We start from the raw sequence: 16,104 nt of genomic DNA, 5'->3' as shown, positions 1-16,104 counted from the left end.
CGGGTGCGGAGGCCGCGCCGCGCGTCCGCTCGAAGCGCTCGGAGGTCACTGATGCGCCGCGGCCTCCGCACCCGTCTCCTGGGGATCTCCGGCAAGGTCCTCGTCGGGCTGATCCTCGCCTTCATCGTCCTGCCGGCCTTCGTGGTGACGCTCGCCGCCTTCAACGACCGGGCGATCCTGAGCTTCCCGCCGGCCAAGTACTCGACCCGCTGGTTCACCCGGGCCCTGACCTACCGGGATTTCCAGACGGGCCTGTGGAACAGCCTCGTGGTCACCGCCTGGGCCTCCACGATCGCGCTCGGCGTCGGCACCGGCTTCGCGATCGCGCTGAAGCGGTACAGCTTCCGCCTCAAGGCGACGCTGGAGGGCGTGCTGCTCTCGCCCCTGATCGTGCCGCACTTCACCATCGGCCTCGGCCTCCTGGTGCTCGCCACCGGCATCGGCGCGGCCCGGGGCTTCTCCGTCGTGGTCCTCACCCACGTGATCGTGGTGCTGCCCTTCGTGATCCGCTCGGTCTACATCTCGCTGCAGAACATCGACGAGCGGCTGGAACTGGCCGCCGCCAGCCTCGGCGCCCGGCCGGGCCGCGTGCTCTCGACCATCACCCTGCCGCTGCTGGCGCCCGGTCTCGTCAGCGGCTGGCTCTTCGCCGCGATCCTCTCCTTCAACGAGTTCACCGCCTCGCTCTTCGTGACGGGGCAGGCGACCCAGACCCTGCCGGTGGCGATGTACGGCTACGTCCGCGAGTTCGCGGACCCGACGCTCGCGGCCGTCTCGGTCATCTACATCGCGGTGACGGCGCTCGCGCTGACCGTCGCCAACACGTTCCTCGGGCTCGGCAAGGTGTTGAATGTTGAGCAAGGCCGCTGATCTCTCCCCGCCCGCGAGCCTGCCCGGCGCCGCCGTGTCCGCCCGGCCCGCCCCGGCGGTCCGCCTCGACGGGGTGGTGAAGCGCTTTGGCACGGTCACCGCCCTGGAGGAGACCTGGCTCCGGGTGGAGCAGGGCGAGTTCCTGACGCTGCTCGGCCCCTCGGGCTGCGGCAAGACCACCCTCCTCAACCTGATGGCGGGCTTCCTGGAGGCGGATGCGGGCGAGATCTTCATCGGGGACGACCTCGTCACCGCCACCCCGCCCTACGAGCGCGAGATCGGCATCGTCTTCCAGAACTACGCCCTGTTCCCGCACATGAGCGTGGCCAAGAACGTCGGCTACGGCCTGCGCATGCGGGGGGTCCCGAAGCGCGAGATCGCCGAGCGGGTCGCGGAGGCGCTTGCCCTCGTGAAGCTCTCGGGCTTCGCCGACCGTTCGCCCCGCCAGCTCTCCGGCGGCCAGCAACAGCGCGTCGCGCTCGCCCGCGCCCTCGTCATCCGCCCGAAGGTGCTGCTGCTCGACGAGCCGTTCTCGGCGCTCGACAAGAACCTGCGCGGGGCGATGCAGGTCGAGCTGAAGGAGATCCAGCGCCGGCTCGGGGTGACGACGGTCTTCGTCACGCACGACCAGGGCGAGGCGCTCAGCATGTCGGACCGGATCGTGGTGATGTCGGCCGGCCGCGTCCGGCAGGTCGGCACGCCGGACCAGGTCTACCGTCACCCGCAGGACCGCTTCGTGGCGGGGTTCATCGGCGACGTGAACCTCCTGCCCGGCCGTCTGGAAACCCGGGCGGGCGAGCGCGCCACGGTCGCGGTCGGCGGCCTGCGTCGCGAGGTCGAGGCCGGCTCGCTGGGCGCTTGCGCGGCCGGCGCGACGGTGGACGTGTTCGTGCGGCCGGATCATCTCGGGGTGCGCCCCGCGGGCGAGGCCGGGACCCTGCCGGCCCGGGTCGCGGCCCTGGTCTACCAGGGCTCCCACATCGACCTGCACGCCGACCTCCATCCCGACCTCGCCGGAGGCGGGCGCGTGGTGGTGCGGATGCCGGGGCACGGGGCGCTCGCCACCTACGCCCCCGGGACCCCGGTGGGCCTGCTCGTGCCGCAGGCGGGCCTCGTCGCCTTCCCGCCCGAGCCGTGAGGCTCTAACGGAGAGCCGGGCCGACAGGCTCGGGACAGGAGGGTTCCATCCGATGAAGCTCCTCTACGCGCGCACCTCGCCCTATGTCCGCAAGGTCCTGGTCCTCGCCCACGAGACCGGCCAGGCGGAGGCGATCGAGATCGGGCCGGTCGCCGCCGTGCCGACCGAGCGCAACCCGGACACAGTGGGCCACAACCCCCTCGGCAAAGTCCCGACCCTGGTGCTGGACGACGGCACTGCCCTGTTCGACAGCCGGGTGATCTGCGAGTACCTCGACGCGCGCTCGGCCGGCCCGCGCCTCTTCCCGGACGGGGAGGCACGCTGGGACGCGCTCGCCCGCCAAGCGCTGGCCGACGGCCTGCTCGATGCCGCGCTGCTGCTGCGCTACGAGCGCGTCCTGCGGCCGGCCACCGCGCGCTGGGATGCCTGGGAAGCGGGCCAGGTGGCGAAGATCGCCGGCGCCCTCGACCGGATCGAGGCGACGCTCGCCGGGCCTGCGAGCGCGCTCGATATCGGCGCCGTCGCCACGGCCTGCGCCCTCGGCTACCTCGATTTCCGCTTCCCCGACCTCGGCTGGCGGACCGGCCGGCCTGCCGCCGCGGCGTGGTACGAGGCGTTCGGCCGGCGCCCCTCGATGCAGCGCACCACGCCCGAGGATTGAGGGGCGAGTGCCGCACGCGGTCTCGGTCGCGACCGGCTTCCGACCCTTGCGGATGAGAGACCCCGCCCCTTTCCGGGCCCTTCGGGCCTGCACGCCTGGAGCGTCAGCGGAAGATGATCCGGGACCCAGAGAAGGACGTGCCGCGAAGCGGCTCGATGTCCAGCACCGTTGCAGCGTATCGACGCTTCGCGACGTCTTGTGCTGGATCCCGGGTCACCTTCCACTTCGTTCCAGGCGCCCGGGAAATGGGTGGTGCGGGCCGCGGCAGCCCGCGCGCCCGGTCTCCACGTCAGCGCGACACGTCGATCAAGCGCCGGACGAAGGCGGCGCAGTTCTCCAGCTCGTCCCGCGTGACGTACTCGTCGGCCTTGTGGGCGCGCGCCATCGCGCCCGGGCCGATCACCACGGCCGGAACGTCGCCCAGCGCCTGGAACAGGCCCGCCTCGGTCCCGTAGGACACCTTGGCGTGGTCGTCGCGGCCGGCGAGCCGCTTGGCGAGGCGCGCCAGATCCGCCCCCGGATCGAGCTCGAGCCCCGGATAATCGACAAGCGGCTCGACCGTGACGCCGCAGGCGGGGTCTCGCGCGCGCATCTCGGCGCCCAGCACCTCGGTCGCGTAGGCGATCGCGGCCCCGGCCAGTGCCCCGGCATCGTCGGCCGCGATGGCGCGGTACTCGAACTCGACCGCGCAGGCGTCGGGCACGATGTTGAGCGCCGTGCCGCCGCGGACGACGCTGCAGAGCCCGGTGGTGTGGGGCACGTCGTAGAGCGGGTCGCGGGCGCCGTCGCGGGCGAGCCCCTCGGCGCTCAGGCGGACATGGTCGATGAAGCGGGCGGCGTACTCGACGGCGTTGATCCCCTGCGGCGCCATCGCCGAGTGGCAGGCCCGTCCGCGGAAGGTGAGCCGCGCCGCGCTCTTGCCCTTGTGGCCGACCACCACGCCCATCTCGGTCGGCTCGCCCACGAAGCAGCCGAGCGGCCGCAGGCCCCGCGCGCGCATCCGCGCGATCAGCGGGCGCACGCCGAGGCAGCCGACCTCCTCGTCGTACGAGAGGGCGATGTGGATCGGGCGGGCGAGCCCCGCCGCCGCCATCTCGGGCATCAGCGCCAGGCAGACCGCGACGAAGCCCTTCATGTCCGAGGTGCCGCGCCCGTAGAGGCGCCCGTCGCACTCGGTCAGCCGGAACGGGTCGCTCGACCAGGCTTGCCCCGCCACCGGCACGACGTCGCTGTGCCCGGAGAGCACGTAGCCCGGCACGTCCCGCGGGCCGAGCGTGATCCAGAGCGCGGCCTTCTCGCCCGTCTCCGAGGGCACCCGGTCGATCTCGGCCCCGCTCGCCCGGGCGAGCGCCTCGACGGAGTCGACGAGCGCGAGGTTGCTGCTGGCGCTGACGGACTCGAAGGCGACGAGCCTGTCCAGCGTCTCGATGAGCGCTTGCGATGCCGTGACAGGGGTGACCATCAGTGGATTCCGCGCCTCGCTGGACCGGGCGGATGGTTACGGTCGGCGCGTACCGGAGACAACACGCGGAGCCGTATCCGCGGCCGTCGCGGGGCCTCCGGCGGCTTCGGATTTTCCGAACCACGACCCCGGCAAGTGCTAGTTGTTGGGACCGGCCGGATCGATATCCTCGCCCCGCTCAAGCCTGGAAGCGGGCGCCGCCGGTCGATCCCGATGCGTCGAGCGGCCGGGTCGCGTGCGGCGCCCGCACGGGCGCTCGTCTCCCGGGCCGGGCGGCGCGAGCCGCAGCCCGCCTTCGCTCTTGCCCGAGGTAGGAACGACCCGATGACCGTCCACAAGCGGATCCGTCCCTTCAACACCCGCGACACCTATCCGGAGCAGCAGCTCGACAACGACCTCTGCCAGACCGTGGTGGCGCGGGGGCAGATGGTCTTCGTGCGCGGGCAGATCGGCCAGGACCTCGACAGCTCCGAGAGCGTCGCGATCGGCGACGCCGCCGGTCAGGCCGAGAAGGCGATGGCCAACATCGCGATGCTGCTGGAGGAGGCCGGCTCCAAGCTCGAGCACATCTGCAAGATCACGATCTACCTCGTCGATCCGCGCTACCGCGAGCCGGTCTACCGCACGGTCGGCCGCTGGCTGAAGGGCGTCCATCCGGTCTCGACCGGGATCGTGGTCTCCGCGCTCGCCCGGCCCGAATGGCTCGTCGAGATCGACGCCATCGCGGTGATCCCGGAGGGCGCATGACCTTCTCGATCGTGGCGCGCTGCGCGGCGACCGGCATGTTCGGCGTCGCCGTCTCGTCCTCCTCGCCCGCCGTCGCCGCGCGCTGCGCCCATGCCCGCGCGGGGGTCGGCGCGGTCGCGAGCCAGAACGTGACGGACCCGAGGCTCGGGCGCCGGGCCCTCGACCTGATGGCGCTCGGCGCCGACGCCGCCGAGGCCGTCGCCGTGCTGCGGCGGACCGGCGGCCCGATGGACTATCGGCAGGTGCTCGCGGTGGACGCGGCCGGCGGCACGGCGATCCATTCCGGCCCCAGGGCGCTCGGAACCTGGGCCGAGGCGCGCGACCGGGACGTCGCCTGCGGCGGCAACCTGCTCGCCGACGCGGGCGTGCCCGGGGCCATGGTCGAGGCCTTCCTGGGCGCGTCCGGGCATCTGGGCGATCGCCTCCTCGTCGCGATGCGGGCGGCGCTCGCGGCCGGCGGTGAGGCGGGCCCCGTGCACTCGGCCGGGCTCATGCTGGTGCGCGAGGTCGCCTGGCCCGTCGCGGACCTGCGCGTCGACTGGACCGAGGATTGCCCGATCGCGGGCCTCGCCGCGCTCTGGGACCTCTACCGGCCGCAGCTCGACGCCTACGTCACCCGCGCCCTCGACCCGGTCGCCGCGCCGAGCTACGGAGTGCCGGGCGACCTATGATCGAGGACAGGACGCGAGGCGGTCTTCCGGTCGGCCCACTGGTCGTCCTCTGCGCTCGCTGAAGGCGGCGAATGCGGTTCACCCTGCGCCAGCTCGAATACTTCATCGCCGCCGGCCAGACCGGCAGCATCACACTCGCCTCCGAGCGCATCCACATCTCGCAGCCCTCGATCTCGACGGCCATCGCGCACCTGGAGCGGGAACTCTCCGTGCAGCTCTTCGTCCGCCACCACGCGCAGGGGCTCACGCTGACGCCGATCGGCCGCGAGGTGCTGCGCGAGGCCAAGGCCCTCGTGGAGCAGGCCGAGGGGCTCTACACCCTGGCCTCCGAGGCCGGCGGGCAGGTGCGGGGCCCCCTCTCGCTCGGCTGCATGGTGACGCTCGCGCCGATGCTCGTGCCCGAACTCGCCCACGCCTTCACCACCGCCTATCCGGCCACGCAGATCCGCTACGTCGAGGGCGACCAGGAACAGCTCATCACGGGTCTGCGCCGCTCCGAGACCGAGGTCGCGCTGACCTACGACCTGCACGTGCCGGACGACATCCACTTCACCCCGCTCGTCGATCTGCCGCCGCACGTCCTGGTGGCGGAGGGGCACCCGTTCGCGGAGCAGGCAGCGGTCGCGCTGGCCGACGTCGTGGACGAGCCGATGATCCTGCTCGACCTGCCGCTGAGCCGCGAATACTTCCTCGCCCTCTTCATGGCCGAGGGCCTGCAGCCGCGGATCGGCGCGCGCTCCGCCCACCAGGAGGTGGTGCGCACGATGGTGGCCAACGGCCACGGCTACACCCTGTTCAACGTGCGCCCGCGCTCCGACCTCGCCCTCGACGGGAAGCGGCTGAAGCGGGTGCGGCTCGCGGGCACGCACCGCCCGATGCGCATCGGCCTCGCGCGCCTGAAGCAGCTCAACCGCTCGCGCCTCGTGGAGGCCTTCGAGACGCACTGCCGGGCCTTCATCTCCGACGCCTACATCCCCGGCATGGTCGCGCCCGCCATCGAGCGGCGGGTCCCGCGCTAGAGCGCCCAACCGGGGCAGGAAGCCCCCGAGGAACGCTCCAAGGAACGCCCCGAGGAACACACCATGACCGCGCCGATCCCGATCCTTTTCCTGAACGGTCCGAACGCCAACCTGTACGGGCTCGACCCGAGCGGCACCTACGGCACGGAGAGCTTCCCCACGCTCAAGGCGCGCTGCGAGCGGCATGCCGGATCCGTCGGCGTCGCCCTCGATTTCCGGCAGTCGAACCACGAGGGCGTGCTCGTGGACTGGATCCAGGAGGGCCGAGGGACGGCCGCGGGCCTGGCCATCAACGCGGCCGGGCTGACCTACACCTCCGTGGCGATCCTCGACGCGCTGCAGGCCTTTCCCGGGCCCATCGTGGAGGTGCACATGAGCAACATCTGGAAGCGCGAGCCCTTCCGGCACCATTCCTACGTCTCGCGGGCGGCGACCGGCGTGGTCGCGGGGCTCGGCGGCCTCGGCTACGAACTCGCGATCACCGCCCTCGCCACCCTGGTGCGGGAGGCCCGCGCGTGACCGAGACCCTCGTCTTCGCGAGCGCCGTCGATCCGGTCGAGCCCTGGCGCGCCGCGCTCGAGGCGCTGCTGCCGGACGTGCGGGTCCGGACCCCGGAGGAGATCGGGCCGGGGGACGACGTCCGCTACGCGCTGGTCTGGAAGCCGCCCGCCGGCTTCTTCGCCCGGCATCCGGCCTTGCGGCTCGTCACCATCCTGGGCGCGGGCGCCGACGCCCTCGTCGGCCGGGACGACCTGCCCGATGTGCCGGTCGCGCGCCTGTCCGACCCCGAGATGGCCAGGATGATGACGCACTACGTGCTGTTCGCGGTGCTGCGCTACGCCCGCGACATCCCGGCCTTCGAGGCGGCCCAGCGCGCCGGCCGCTGGCACTACGTCCACCCGCGCGAGGCCCGGGAGATCCGCGTCGGCGTGCTGGGTCTGGGCGAACTCGGCGGCGCGGCGGCGCTCGAACTCGCCCGCCAGGGCTTCTCCGTCGCCGGCTGGTCGCGCACGCCGAAGGCGCTTCCCGGGATCGACTGCCACGCCGGACCCGACGCGCTGGTCCCGTTCCTCGCCCGCAGCGAGATCCTGGTGGTGATGCTGCCGCTGACGCCCGAGACCCGGCGCCTGATCGGGGCGGACGCGATCGCCGCGCTGCCGCGGGGGGCCAAGCTCGTCAACGTCTCGCGCGGGGCGGTGATCGACGAGGCGGCGCTCGTGGCGGCCCTGGCCTCCGGCCATCTCGGGGGCGCGACGCTCGACGTGTTCGAGACCGAGCCGCTCGCGGAGGGTCATCCGCTCTGGACGATGGAGAACGTCCTCGTCACGCCCCACCTCGCCTCGGTGGCGATCCCCGCCTCCGCCGCCCGGCAGATCGCCGAGAACATCCGCCGGGTGCGCGCGGGACACGCACCCGAGCACCGCGTGGACCTGACGCGCGGGTATTGAGAGCCTGCTTGATCGCGTCGCAGCACCTGCCGAGCGTGAACCACCCCTTCTCCCGGACGCCCGAAGCATCAGCGGAGGGCGATCCGGGACCCAGCCGAGACAAGGCGCGAAGCGTCCTGATCCTGCGACGGGGCTGGAGATCGAGCCGCTTCCGCGGCACTTCTCCTGCTGGATCCCGGATCACCCTCTGCTGACGCTCCAGGTGTCCGAGAAAAGGGGTGGGGAAGCCTTCCGGACTCGTCAGGCCCGCGTGTAGGCGTCGTAGTTGCGCTGGATCACGATGTGGTCGGCGATGTGCTTCGCGTCCTGCCAGCAGCCGTAGATGAAGGCCGAGGCGCGGTTGGTCAGGTCGGGCAGGCCGAGGAAGTAGATGCCGTTCTCCGCCGAGACGCCGCGCTTGTGCAGGGGCAGGCCCTGCTCGTCGAACGCATCGACGTCGAGCCAGCTGAAATCGTACTTGAAGCCGGTCGCCCACAGGATGGTGCGGATGCCGGACGTCTTCAGGTCGAGGCTGAGGATCGGCTGCTTGAGGCAGTCCGGATCCTCGTAGCGCTGCCAAGCCTCCGGCTCGGGCGGCAGATCCAGGCCCTTGCGCGCGATGTAGGCGTCGGCATCCCGCAGGACGTCGAAATAGGCCTCGTCGCCCTCGGCGATGTTGCGCACGAGGTCGTCCGCGAAGTGGAGCGTGCCGTCCGCGTAATCACGGGTCACGCCGACCAGCGTGACGCCCAGATGCGCGAGCCGCCGGAAATCGACGGTCCGCCCGCCCTCGTAGCCGCTCACCGCGAAGGCGACGTGCCGCTTCTTGCGCTTCGACTTGACCTCGTCCCACAGGCCGAGCGCGCCGAGCCACCAGCAATAGTCGCGCTGGCGATAGGCCCGCGGCGGGCGGTAATGCTCGCCCACCGACAGGTAGACGTCGCGCCCCGCCTTGCAGAGCTCTTCGGCGATCTGCGAGCCCGAGGCGCCGCATCCGACGACCAGCACGGCGCCGTCCGCCAGCTGCCCGGGGTTCTTGTAGGTCGAGGAATGCAGCTGATCGACCTCCGCCTCGGCGGGGACGATGTCGGGAAACGATGGAACCTGGAACGGCCCCGTCGCCGCCACGACCCGCCGGGCCTCGTAGACGCCGTCGGAGGTCGTCACCGTGTAGCCGGGACGACCCTGGTTGTGCTTGACGCGCCGGACCTCCACGCCCGTCCGGATCGGCGCCTTGATCATCGCGGCGTAGTCATTGAAATATCGGGCGACGCGATCCTTCGCCGGGAAGGCGTCCGGATGCACGTCCTCGAATGTCAGGTTCGGAAAGCGGTCGTGCCACGCCGGGCCGTTGGCGACCAGCGAATCCCAGCGCATCGAACTCCAGTTCTCGGCGATACGGCTGCGCTCCAGGACGATGTGCGGAATCTTCAGTGCGCTGAGATGCTCGCTCATCGCGATGCCCGATTGGCCAGCTCCCACGACCAGAGTGTCGGTGGTCTCGACTGCCATTTTGGCTCCCGAAATCTTGCAGACCCTTCAGACTCGAAATCGGCGGACGTGTCAGAGCCGGCGAAATTCGATCTGTTACGCACGGGGTCGGCGATGTTGCTTCTGGATTCAGGTCTGCTTGAAGCGGCCAGCGAAGAGAAGAACGAATTTTTTATGGTGCGCTTCGGAAAATGCGAACTGTCGGCCCCGGCCAGCGTCCGCTCGAGCAGCAAGGCGCAGGCGCACCGCGCCCCGGCCGCGACGGCACCGCTCCGGACGCGCCCTTCGACCGGGCCGCAGGGCTCCGGGCCGCGCACGACGCACTCGTGACGTGGTGTGGCCGTGATACAACATCCCGGTCGCGCATCGCGCTATCGGCAGCCGCCGTCCTCACTCGATCGATAATAAAGTCGGACTTTACTGTCTACGATACAATGACTTGCTACGTATTTTCCGATCTTATTTAGAATAATTACGAAACGATTGCCTCTTTTTAGTGCCGCGAGCGGCTTGATGGGCCGTCGATCAAGTGATCTTTCGCCGCGAGAACCCGGAGGTGAGCGGAGCCGGCATCATGCAGCCGATATCGATCGATGCGCTGCATCGTAGCGAAAACGCCAAGCTCCGCCGCTTCCTGCTGCGCCTGCTCGGCAATTCGACCGACGCGGCCGACGCCCACCAGGAAACGTACCTGCGCATGCTTGCGGCGCTCTCGCGCACGCAGATCGAACAGCCCTCGGCCTTCCTGTTCCAGATCGCCCATCGTGTCGCCCTGCGGATGCGGAACCGGCGGCGGTTCGAGGGCACGCTGTTCCAGCCCGTGAGCGCGGCGGATCTCGGGGACATCGTCGACGGCTACGCCCTGCCGGAACGTCAGGTCGTCGCCCGGCAGGAGTTGCGGCGGCTCGCCGCGGCGGTGGACGCGTTGCCGCCCCGGTGCCGCGAGGTCTTCCTGCTCGTGCGCATCGACGGCCTGCCGAACGGCGAGGCTGCGGCCCGGCTCGGCATCAGCCGGAACATGGTCGAGAAGCATCTGATCAGGGCCATGCTGCAGTGCCGACGCCGGTTCGGCGACCATCCGTGAGGGAAGGGCGGTCAGGAGATCGGCGTCCCGGCGCTGCCGGGCCTATGGGGACGCACAGGCTGGCTGCGCGAGCCCTGTCGAGGTTGGCGGGGAGCCGTTCGTGACCGGGAGCGAGGCGTCCGGCGCAACCGAGGAAGACGGCGAGGATCCGGTCCGCGAGATCGCCGCGGGTTGGGTCGCGCGCCTCTCCTCGCCCGATGCGACGGAGACGGACCGCAGGACGTTCGAGGCGTGGCACCGGGCCGATCCGGCCCACGCGAAGGCCTATGCCGAGATGGACGCGCTCTGGCGCCGGCTCGGCCAAGTGCCCGATCCGCGGCGGCGCCGCCGGCCGTCGCGGGGCCTTGCCGGCATCGCCGCCGCGGCCCTGCTCGGCGGCGCGCTCGCCTACGAGCTCGGTCTCGTCGATCGGATGCGGGCCGACGTCTGGACCGGGGTCGGCGAGATCGCGCACGAGACCCTGGCCGACGGCAGCCACATCGACCTCAACACCGACACGGCCCTCGCCCTACGCCTCACCGCGGCCGGGCGCGAGGTCGAGCTTCTGCGCGGCGAGGCCTTCTTCGACGTCGCCCCCGACCCCCGGCGGCCCTTCGTGGTGCGCGGCAACGGCCTGAGCGTCCGGGCTCTGGGCACGCGCTTCTCCGTCCGTGTGGACGGCGCCGACAGGCCCGTGGACGTCGCCGAGGGGCGCGTCGAGGTGACCGCGTCCGGCCGGCGCGTCCAGGTCGCGGCCGGCGAGGCGGTCCGCCTCCAGGATGGAGCGGCCCCCGCCGTCGTCGCGGCGGATGTGGGCCGGGCGACGGCCTGGCGGCAGGGCCGCCTGCTCGTCTCGGGCGAGCGGCTGTCCGGGGTCCTGGCGGAGCTGGGGCGCTACCGCCGCGGCGGCATCGTCCTGCTCGACGGGAAGGCGGGCGAGCGCCGGGTCACGGGCGTGTTCGACCCGCGCGACACGGACGAGGCGCTGGAGGTGATCGCGGCGACGATGGGCGTGCGCGTCACCCGCCTGACCCCCTTCCTCGTCCTGGTCGGATCGCCGCTCTGAGGATTCCCGGAAAAAACCTCGCCCGCCGACGTCAGGAGAACGCCGCCTCGCCGATCTCAAGGGGTGGGGACGAGAGAGCGCGAAGCGCGCCGCCCCCTCGAGCGGACGGATGGGGCGCTGCATGGTGTTGCGGGGACGTGGGTTTGGCGGCGTGCGGCGGGCCGGGAGCCTCCTGGCCGGTGTGTCGATGCTGGCGGTCGGCCCGGCCGCCCAGGGCCGCGAGGCGGGCCGTGCCCCGGCGGGCCCGGCGCGCGGGCCGGGCATCATCGCGATCGCGCCGGAGCCCGGGGTGGCGCAGGGCGCGGCGCCGGTCGTCCTCTCGATCCCGCAGGGCTCGCTCGAACCGGCGCTCGTGGCCTTCACCGAGCAGGCCAGCGTCAAGCTGGTCTACGCGACCGAGCTGACGGAACGGCTGACGACACCGGGCGTCGCGGGGGCGTTCCGGCCCCTCGAGGCCCTCGGCAGGATCCTCGACGGCACGGGCCTGACCTACCGCGCGGTCGGCCCGTCCACGATCACGCTCGTGAACCCGCGCTACGTCCAGCTCGGCGCGTCCCAGGCGATCACCCTCGACGAGTTGAGCGTCGAGGGGCAGCGGCAGGGCGAGGGAACGCCCGCGGGCCTGCCGCCGGCCAGCGGCACGGTGGGGCAGCCGCCGGTGCCCTACGCGGGCGGTCAGGTCGGATCGGGGACGCGCGTCGGCTTCCTGGGCAACCGCTCCGTCCTGCGCACGCCCTTCAACGTGACGGGCTACACGGAGAAGCTGATCAACGACCAGCAGGCGCGCTCGCTCTCCGACGTGGTGCTGAACAACCCCTCCGTCCGCAACGACGCCCCGCCCTTCAGCGAGCGCGACTCGTACTTCATCCGCGGGTTCTCGGTCACGAACCTCGACACCGCCTTCGACGGCCTGTTCTACATCGCCAACCCGCGCCGCACCTTCACGGAAGGGCTGGAGCGGGTCGAGATCCTGCTCGGACCCACGGCGCTGCTCAGCGGCGGCACGGGCCGCGTCGGCGGCACAATCAACCTGATCCCGAAGCGGGCCTTCGACGAGCCGCTCACCCGGCTCACGACGACCTATATCGGCGACGCACAGATCTGGACGCACGCCGACATCGGCCGCCGCTTCGGCGCCTTCAACGAGTGGGGCGTGCGCTTCAACGGCGCCTACCGCAACGGCGCCACGCCGCTCGACAACAACGCGATCGAGGTCGGCGTCGCGGCGCTCGGCCTCGACTATCGCGGCGACCGCTTCCGCGCCTCGATCGACCTGAACCATTCCACGCAGAACGTGACGGCGCCGACCTCGCTGTTCAACGCGGTGGCGCCCACCATCCCGGTTCCGCGCGCGCCGAACGCGCGGCGCAACACCGCGAACCCGTTCGAGTACAACGACAGCCGCTACAACATGGCCGCGGGCCGGGTCGAGTACGACCTGCTGCCGGAGACGACGCTCTACGCGGCCGGCGGCCTCAGCCGCTACAACGAGGACTTCCTGACCTCGAACTACCGGGTCACGGGCGTGACGGGGCAGGCGTCGAACGCGCTCGCCATCCAGCCGCTCGAGCTGGAGGGCTTCAGCGGCGAGGTCGGATTGCGCTCACGCTTCCACACCGGCCTCGTCGGCCACCAGTTCAACCTCGCCGCGGCCGAGGCCGTGAACAAGAACCACTCGCGCGGCTTCGTGCCCTTCGCCCTGCCGACCTACACGACCAATATCTACGACCCCGTCTACCTGCCGTTCGGCTCCGTCCCGACGCTCAACGTCCCGCGCTCCAACCGGCAGCCGCTCTTCACGGAACTCTACGCCCGCAGCGTCGCCATCGCCGACACCCTGTCGCTCGGCGACGACCGCTTCCTGCTGACGCTCGGCGGGCGCTTCCAGGAGATCGACCTGCAGAGCTACGCCACGCGCCCGGGCCCGACGCAGGGCCAACGCGCCACGCGCTACGCGGAGAGCCGGTTCAGCCCCGCCTACGCCCTGGTGGTCCGCCCCACCGAGAACCTCGCCTTCTACGGCAACTACATCGAGTCGCTCGATGCGGGCCCGAGCGCGCCCGCGACGGTGGTCAACGCCAGCGAGGTCTTCGCCCCCGTCGTCAGCCGGCAGAAGGAGGTCGGCGCCAAGTACGATTTCGGCACCGTGGCGCTCACCGCCTCGCTCTTCGAGATCGAGCAGCCGAACGCCTTCACCGACACCGCCACGAACCGCTTCACGCTCAGCGGGCTCCAGCGCAACCGCGGCCTCGAACTCAACGTGTTCGGCGAGCCCGTCCCGGGCGTGCGGCTCGTCGGCGGCGTGACCGTCATCGACGCGAAGCTGGTCAGCACGCCCAACCGCCAGTTCGACGGCAACACGGCGCCCGGCGTTCCCGACACGGCGTTCAGCCTCTACGGCGAGGTCGATCTGCCGCCGTGGCTCGCCCCCGGCCTGACCCTGACCGGCCGGGCGATCTACACGAGCCGGATGTTCTACGACCAGGCCAACACGCAGTCGGTCCCCGACTGGACGCGCTTCGATGCCGGCCTGCGCTACGCCTTCGAGGGCGTGAACGGCAAGCCCGTCGTGGTGCGGGCCACCGTCCAGAACCTGCTCGACGATTCGTACTGGGCCTCGGCGGCCCGCGGCTATCTCGCGCTCGGCGCGCCGCGAACGTTCATCCTCTCGGCCCAGCTCGACTTCTAGAGGCGCGGCCGCGCTGCGCCGCTCCGGATCCCGGGGCACTATCCGGCCGCCTTTGCCTCCTTCGAGCCGCACGGCTCGGTGATGTTGCGGTGGCCGACACACTGCCCGTGCGGCGCCCGCCAACCCGGACCGCCCCTGCAGCCGCAGCACTCCCAGACGCCGCCGCCCCCAACACCGCGCCCGTCGCGAGGATCGGAGGTTCCGGGCGTGGCCCGGGATTAGCAATCCCGACGATCGCATCGCTCGGGCATCCCGCGAGGTCGCCGTGTTTCCCTTCACCCCGTCCCGCCGCACCCAGCGTCTCGTGCGCCGCAGCCTCACCCGCACGACGCGGCAGATCGCCCGGTCCGTCGAAGCGGCGACCAAGGCCGCGACGAAGGCCGCGACGAAGGCCGCCACCGAAGCGGTGACCCGGTCGGCCGAGCAGGCGATCCACGATGCGCGCAGGCAGGCGGCCCGCTCCGTAAAGCGGACGGTGCGGCAGGCCGAGACCGCGATGCGGGCCGCGCAGGGCCCGCGCGGGCCGGAGGTGGTCCGGCGCCCGTCGGGCCGGTTCGTGACGATCGACGGCCTGCCCGTCCACGTCATCGTGCGCGGCCGCGGGCGGCCCGTCGTGCTGGTGCACGGCAACGGGACCATGGCCGAGGACTTCGCGATCTGCGGGCTGATCGAGCGGCTGGCCACGCGCTACCGCGTCATCGCCCTCGACCGGCCCGGCTTCGGCTACACGGCCCGGCCGCGCCACCGGGTCTGGACAGCCGCCGCCCAGGCGGCACTCCTCGACCGGATCCTCGACGCGCTCAAGGCCGAGCGCCCGCTCGTCGTCGGGCATTCGTGGGGCACGATCGTCTCTCTCGCGCTCGCCGCGGAGGTGCGGCGCGAGCTGCGCGGCCTCGTCCTGCTGTCGGGCTACTTCTTCCCGCAGCACCGCGCGGACGCCGTCCTGGCCGCGCCGCTCGCCGTGCCGGGGCTCGGCGATACGGCGCGCGCGCTGGTGCCCGCCGCGGTCAACCGGGCGCTCGCGGAGCAGGCCTACCGCCAGGTGTTCCGGCCCCAGCCGGTGCCGGCCCGCTTCACGGCGCGCTTCCCCGTCGAGATCGCGTCGGCGGCGACGCAGCTGCGCGCGGTCTCGGAGGACGCGGCCTCGATGAACGCCACCGTCGCCCGGCTCCAGGCCCGCTACGCCGGCCTGACCCTGCCTGTCACGATCCTGACCGGCGACGCGGACGCCGTCGTGGACGCGACCGCGCACTCGGTGCGGCTGCACACGACGATCCCCGGCAGCACTCTCAAGCTGCTGCCCGGCATCGGCCACATGACGCATTACAGCGCCCGTGCGAAGGTCGAGCGGGCGATCGACGCGGCGATGGCGGGCGGATCCGTGTCGTCGATGAGCCGCGGGTCCCGCTCGTAGAGTCAGCGGTGCAGGCGGCAGGAGCGCGGATCCGTCATCGGCTGGGGCTTCTCTCGGGCCGCTCGGTGCGGCGCAAGCCCCGGCTCTGGTGGATCTCCAGCACCGGCCGCGCGCGGGCGCGGATGATCACGGCCGCCTCTCGGAGCGCCTGGGCGCGGATCTCGCGGACCGCGGCCTCAATGCCACGCTCTGGGCCCATGAGCCCATGGCAGAGCTCCCGGCCGCCGGCAGACAAGCCGGACGGCTCGGTGCTGTCAGGAGGAGCCGGTGCGCTCGGCATGGCGCCTCCCGCGATCAGCTTCGCGGGGCTTCGCGGCACACGCGCTCGACAGCCGCCGCGCTGTCCTGCGGGCGCGTGTTGAAGGCGATGGCGGTTGCCGGCGCGG

General features: G+C 71.9%; 16 protein-coding genes. 13 read left to right on the top strand and 3 right to left on the bottom strand.

Annotation, left to right across the window (positions count from 1 at the left end):
• Positions 1-51 precede the first annotated feature (51 nt).
• Genes AX737_RS04515 through AX737_RS04505 form a run of 3 tightly spaced genes read left to right on the top strand, consistent with a single transcriptional unit; the run spans position 52 to position 2,669 of the window.
• Entirely contained in the window at positions 52-870 is an 819-nt protein-coding gene (locus tag AX737_RS04515) for an ABC transporter permease (RefSeq protein ID WP_066919318.1), read from the top strand.
• Positions 851-2,008, top strand: a complete 1,158-nt coding sequence (locus AX737_RS04510; protein WP_066919316.1) for an ABC transporter ATP-binding protein — start codon at positions 851-853, stop codon at positions 2,006-2,008. The genes AX737_RS04515 and AX737_RS04510 overlap by 20 nt, the downstream gene beginning before the upstream one ends.
• A 52-nt stretch (positions 2,009-2,060) precedes the next feature.
• A complete protein-coding gene (locus tag AX737_RS04505; RefSeq protein WP_066919314.1) occupies positions 2,061-2,669 on the top strand; it encodes a glutathione S-transferase N-terminal domain-containing protein in 609 nt (202 codons plus the stop codon).
• Positions 2,670-2,958: 289 nt separating this feature from the next.
• On the opposite strand, the gene argE is transcribed toward AX737_RS04505, so the two are convergent.
• Positions 2,959-4,131 (bottom strand): acetylornithine deacetylase, encoded by a 1,173-nt coding sequence (gene argE / locus AX737_RS04500; protein WP_066919312.1) that lies wholly within the window; start codon positions 4,129-4,131, stop codon positions 2,959-2,961.
• Positions 4,132-4,455: 324 nt separating this feature from the next.
• Here argE and AX737_RS04495 point away from each other — a divergent pair, with 324 nt between their 5' ends.
• From AX737_RS04495 to AX737_RS04475, 5 genes are all read left to right on the top strand, one after another.
• A complete protein-coding gene (locus AX737_RS04495; protein WP_066919310.1) occupies positions 4,456-4,878 on the top strand; it encodes a RidA family protein in 423 nt (140 codons plus the stop codon).
• Positions 4,875-5,549, top strand: a complete 675-nt coding sequence (locus AX737_RS04490; RefSeq protein WP_066919308.1) for a DUF1028 domain-containing protein — start codon at positions 4,875-4,877, stop codon at positions 5,547-5,549. The genes AX737_RS04495 and AX737_RS04490 overlap by 4 nt, the downstream gene beginning before the upstream one ends.
• Before the next feature lie 71 nt (positions 5,550-5,620).
• Positions 5,621-6,568, top strand: coding sequence for a LysR family transcriptional regulator (locus tag AX737_RS04485; RefSeq protein WP_066919305.1), 948 nt, complete (start codon positions 5,621-5,623; stop codon positions 6,566-6,568).
• A 63-nt stretch (positions 6,569-6,631) separates the two neighbouring features.
• Entirely contained in the window at positions 6,632-7,087 is a 456-nt protein-coding gene (locus AX737_RS04480) for a type II 3-dehydroquinate dehydratase (RefSeq protein WP_066919303.1), read from the top strand.
• Positions 7,084-8,016 carry a glyoxylate/hydroxypyruvate reductase A gene (locus AX737_RS04475; RefSeq protein WP_066919301.1) on the top strand — a complete coding sequence of 311 codons (933 nt, stop codon included), beginning with the start codon at positions 7,084-7,086 and terminating at the stop codon, positions 8,014-8,016. The genes AX737_RS04480 and AX737_RS04475 overlap by 4 nt, the downstream gene beginning before the upstream one ends.
• Positions 8,017-8,256: 240 nt before the next feature.
• On the opposite strand, the gene AX737_RS04470 is transcribed toward AX737_RS04475, so the two are convergent.
• Positions 8,257-9,507 (bottom strand): NAD(P)/FAD-dependent oxidoreductase, encoded by a 1,251-nt coding sequence (locus AX737_RS04470; RefSeq protein WP_066919299.1) that lies wholly within the window; start codon positions 9,505-9,507, stop codon positions 8,257-8,259.
• A gap of 48 nt (positions 9,508-9,555) precedes the next feature.
• On the opposite strand from AX737_RS04470, the gene AX737_RS32940 reads away from it, so the two are divergent.
• The 5 genes from AX737_RS32940 to AX737_RS04450 all read left to right on the top strand — a co-directional run bounded on the left by AX737_RS32940 (position 9,556) and on the right by AX737_RS04450 (position 15,718).
• Complete coding sequence (locus AX737_RS32940) at positions 9,556-9,816, top strand: hypothetical protein (protein ID WP_156453525.1); 261 nt, start codon at positions 9,556-9,558, stop codon at positions 9,814-9,816.
• 244 nt (positions 9,817-10,060) lie between these two features.
• Positions 10,061-10,570 carry a sigma-70 family RNA polymerase sigma factor gene (locus AX737_RS04465; protein WP_066919320.1) on the top strand — a complete coding sequence of 170 codons (510 nt, stop codon included), beginning with the start codon at positions 10,061-10,063 and terminating at the stop codon, positions 10,568-10,570.
• Between the two features lie 100 nt (positions 10,571-10,670).
• Entirely contained in the window at positions 10,671-11,615 is a 945-nt protein-coding gene (locus AX737_RS04460) for a FecR domain-containing protein (RefSeq protein WP_066919297.1), read from the top strand.
• A gap of 121 nt (positions 11,616-11,736) precedes the next feature.
• Positions 11,737-14,304, top strand: a complete 2,568-nt coding sequence (locus AX737_RS04455) for a TonB-dependent receptor (protein ID WP_066919295.1) — start codon at positions 11,737-11,739, stop codon at positions 14,302-14,304.
• A gap of 265 nt (positions 14,305-14,569) precedes the next feature.
• Entirely contained in the window at positions 14,570-15,718 is a 1,149-nt protein-coding gene (locus tag AX737_RS04450; RefSeq protein WP_066919293.1) for an alpha/beta hydrolase, read from the top strand.
• Positions 15,719-15,752: 34 nt separating this feature from the next.
• Here the strand turns inward: AX737_RS04450 and AX737_RS04445 are convergent, their stop codons facing one another.
• Positions 15,753-15,917: a hypothetical protein gene (locus tag AX737_RS04445; RefSeq protein ID WP_156453524.1), complete on the bottom strand. Its 165-nt coding sequence runs from the start codon at positions 15,915-15,917 to the stop codon at positions 15,753-15,755.
• Positions 15,918-16,104 lie beyond the last annotated feature (187 nt).

It is taken from the genome of Methylobacterium sp. CCH5-D2, assembly GCF_001556475.1.
GTDB classification, from domain to species: domain Bacteria; phylum Pseudomonadota; class Alphaproteobacteria; order Rhizobiales; family Beijerinckiaceae; genus Methylobacterium; species Methylobacterium hispanicum.
This window is presented reverse-complemented; position numbering and strand designations above follow the sequence as displayed.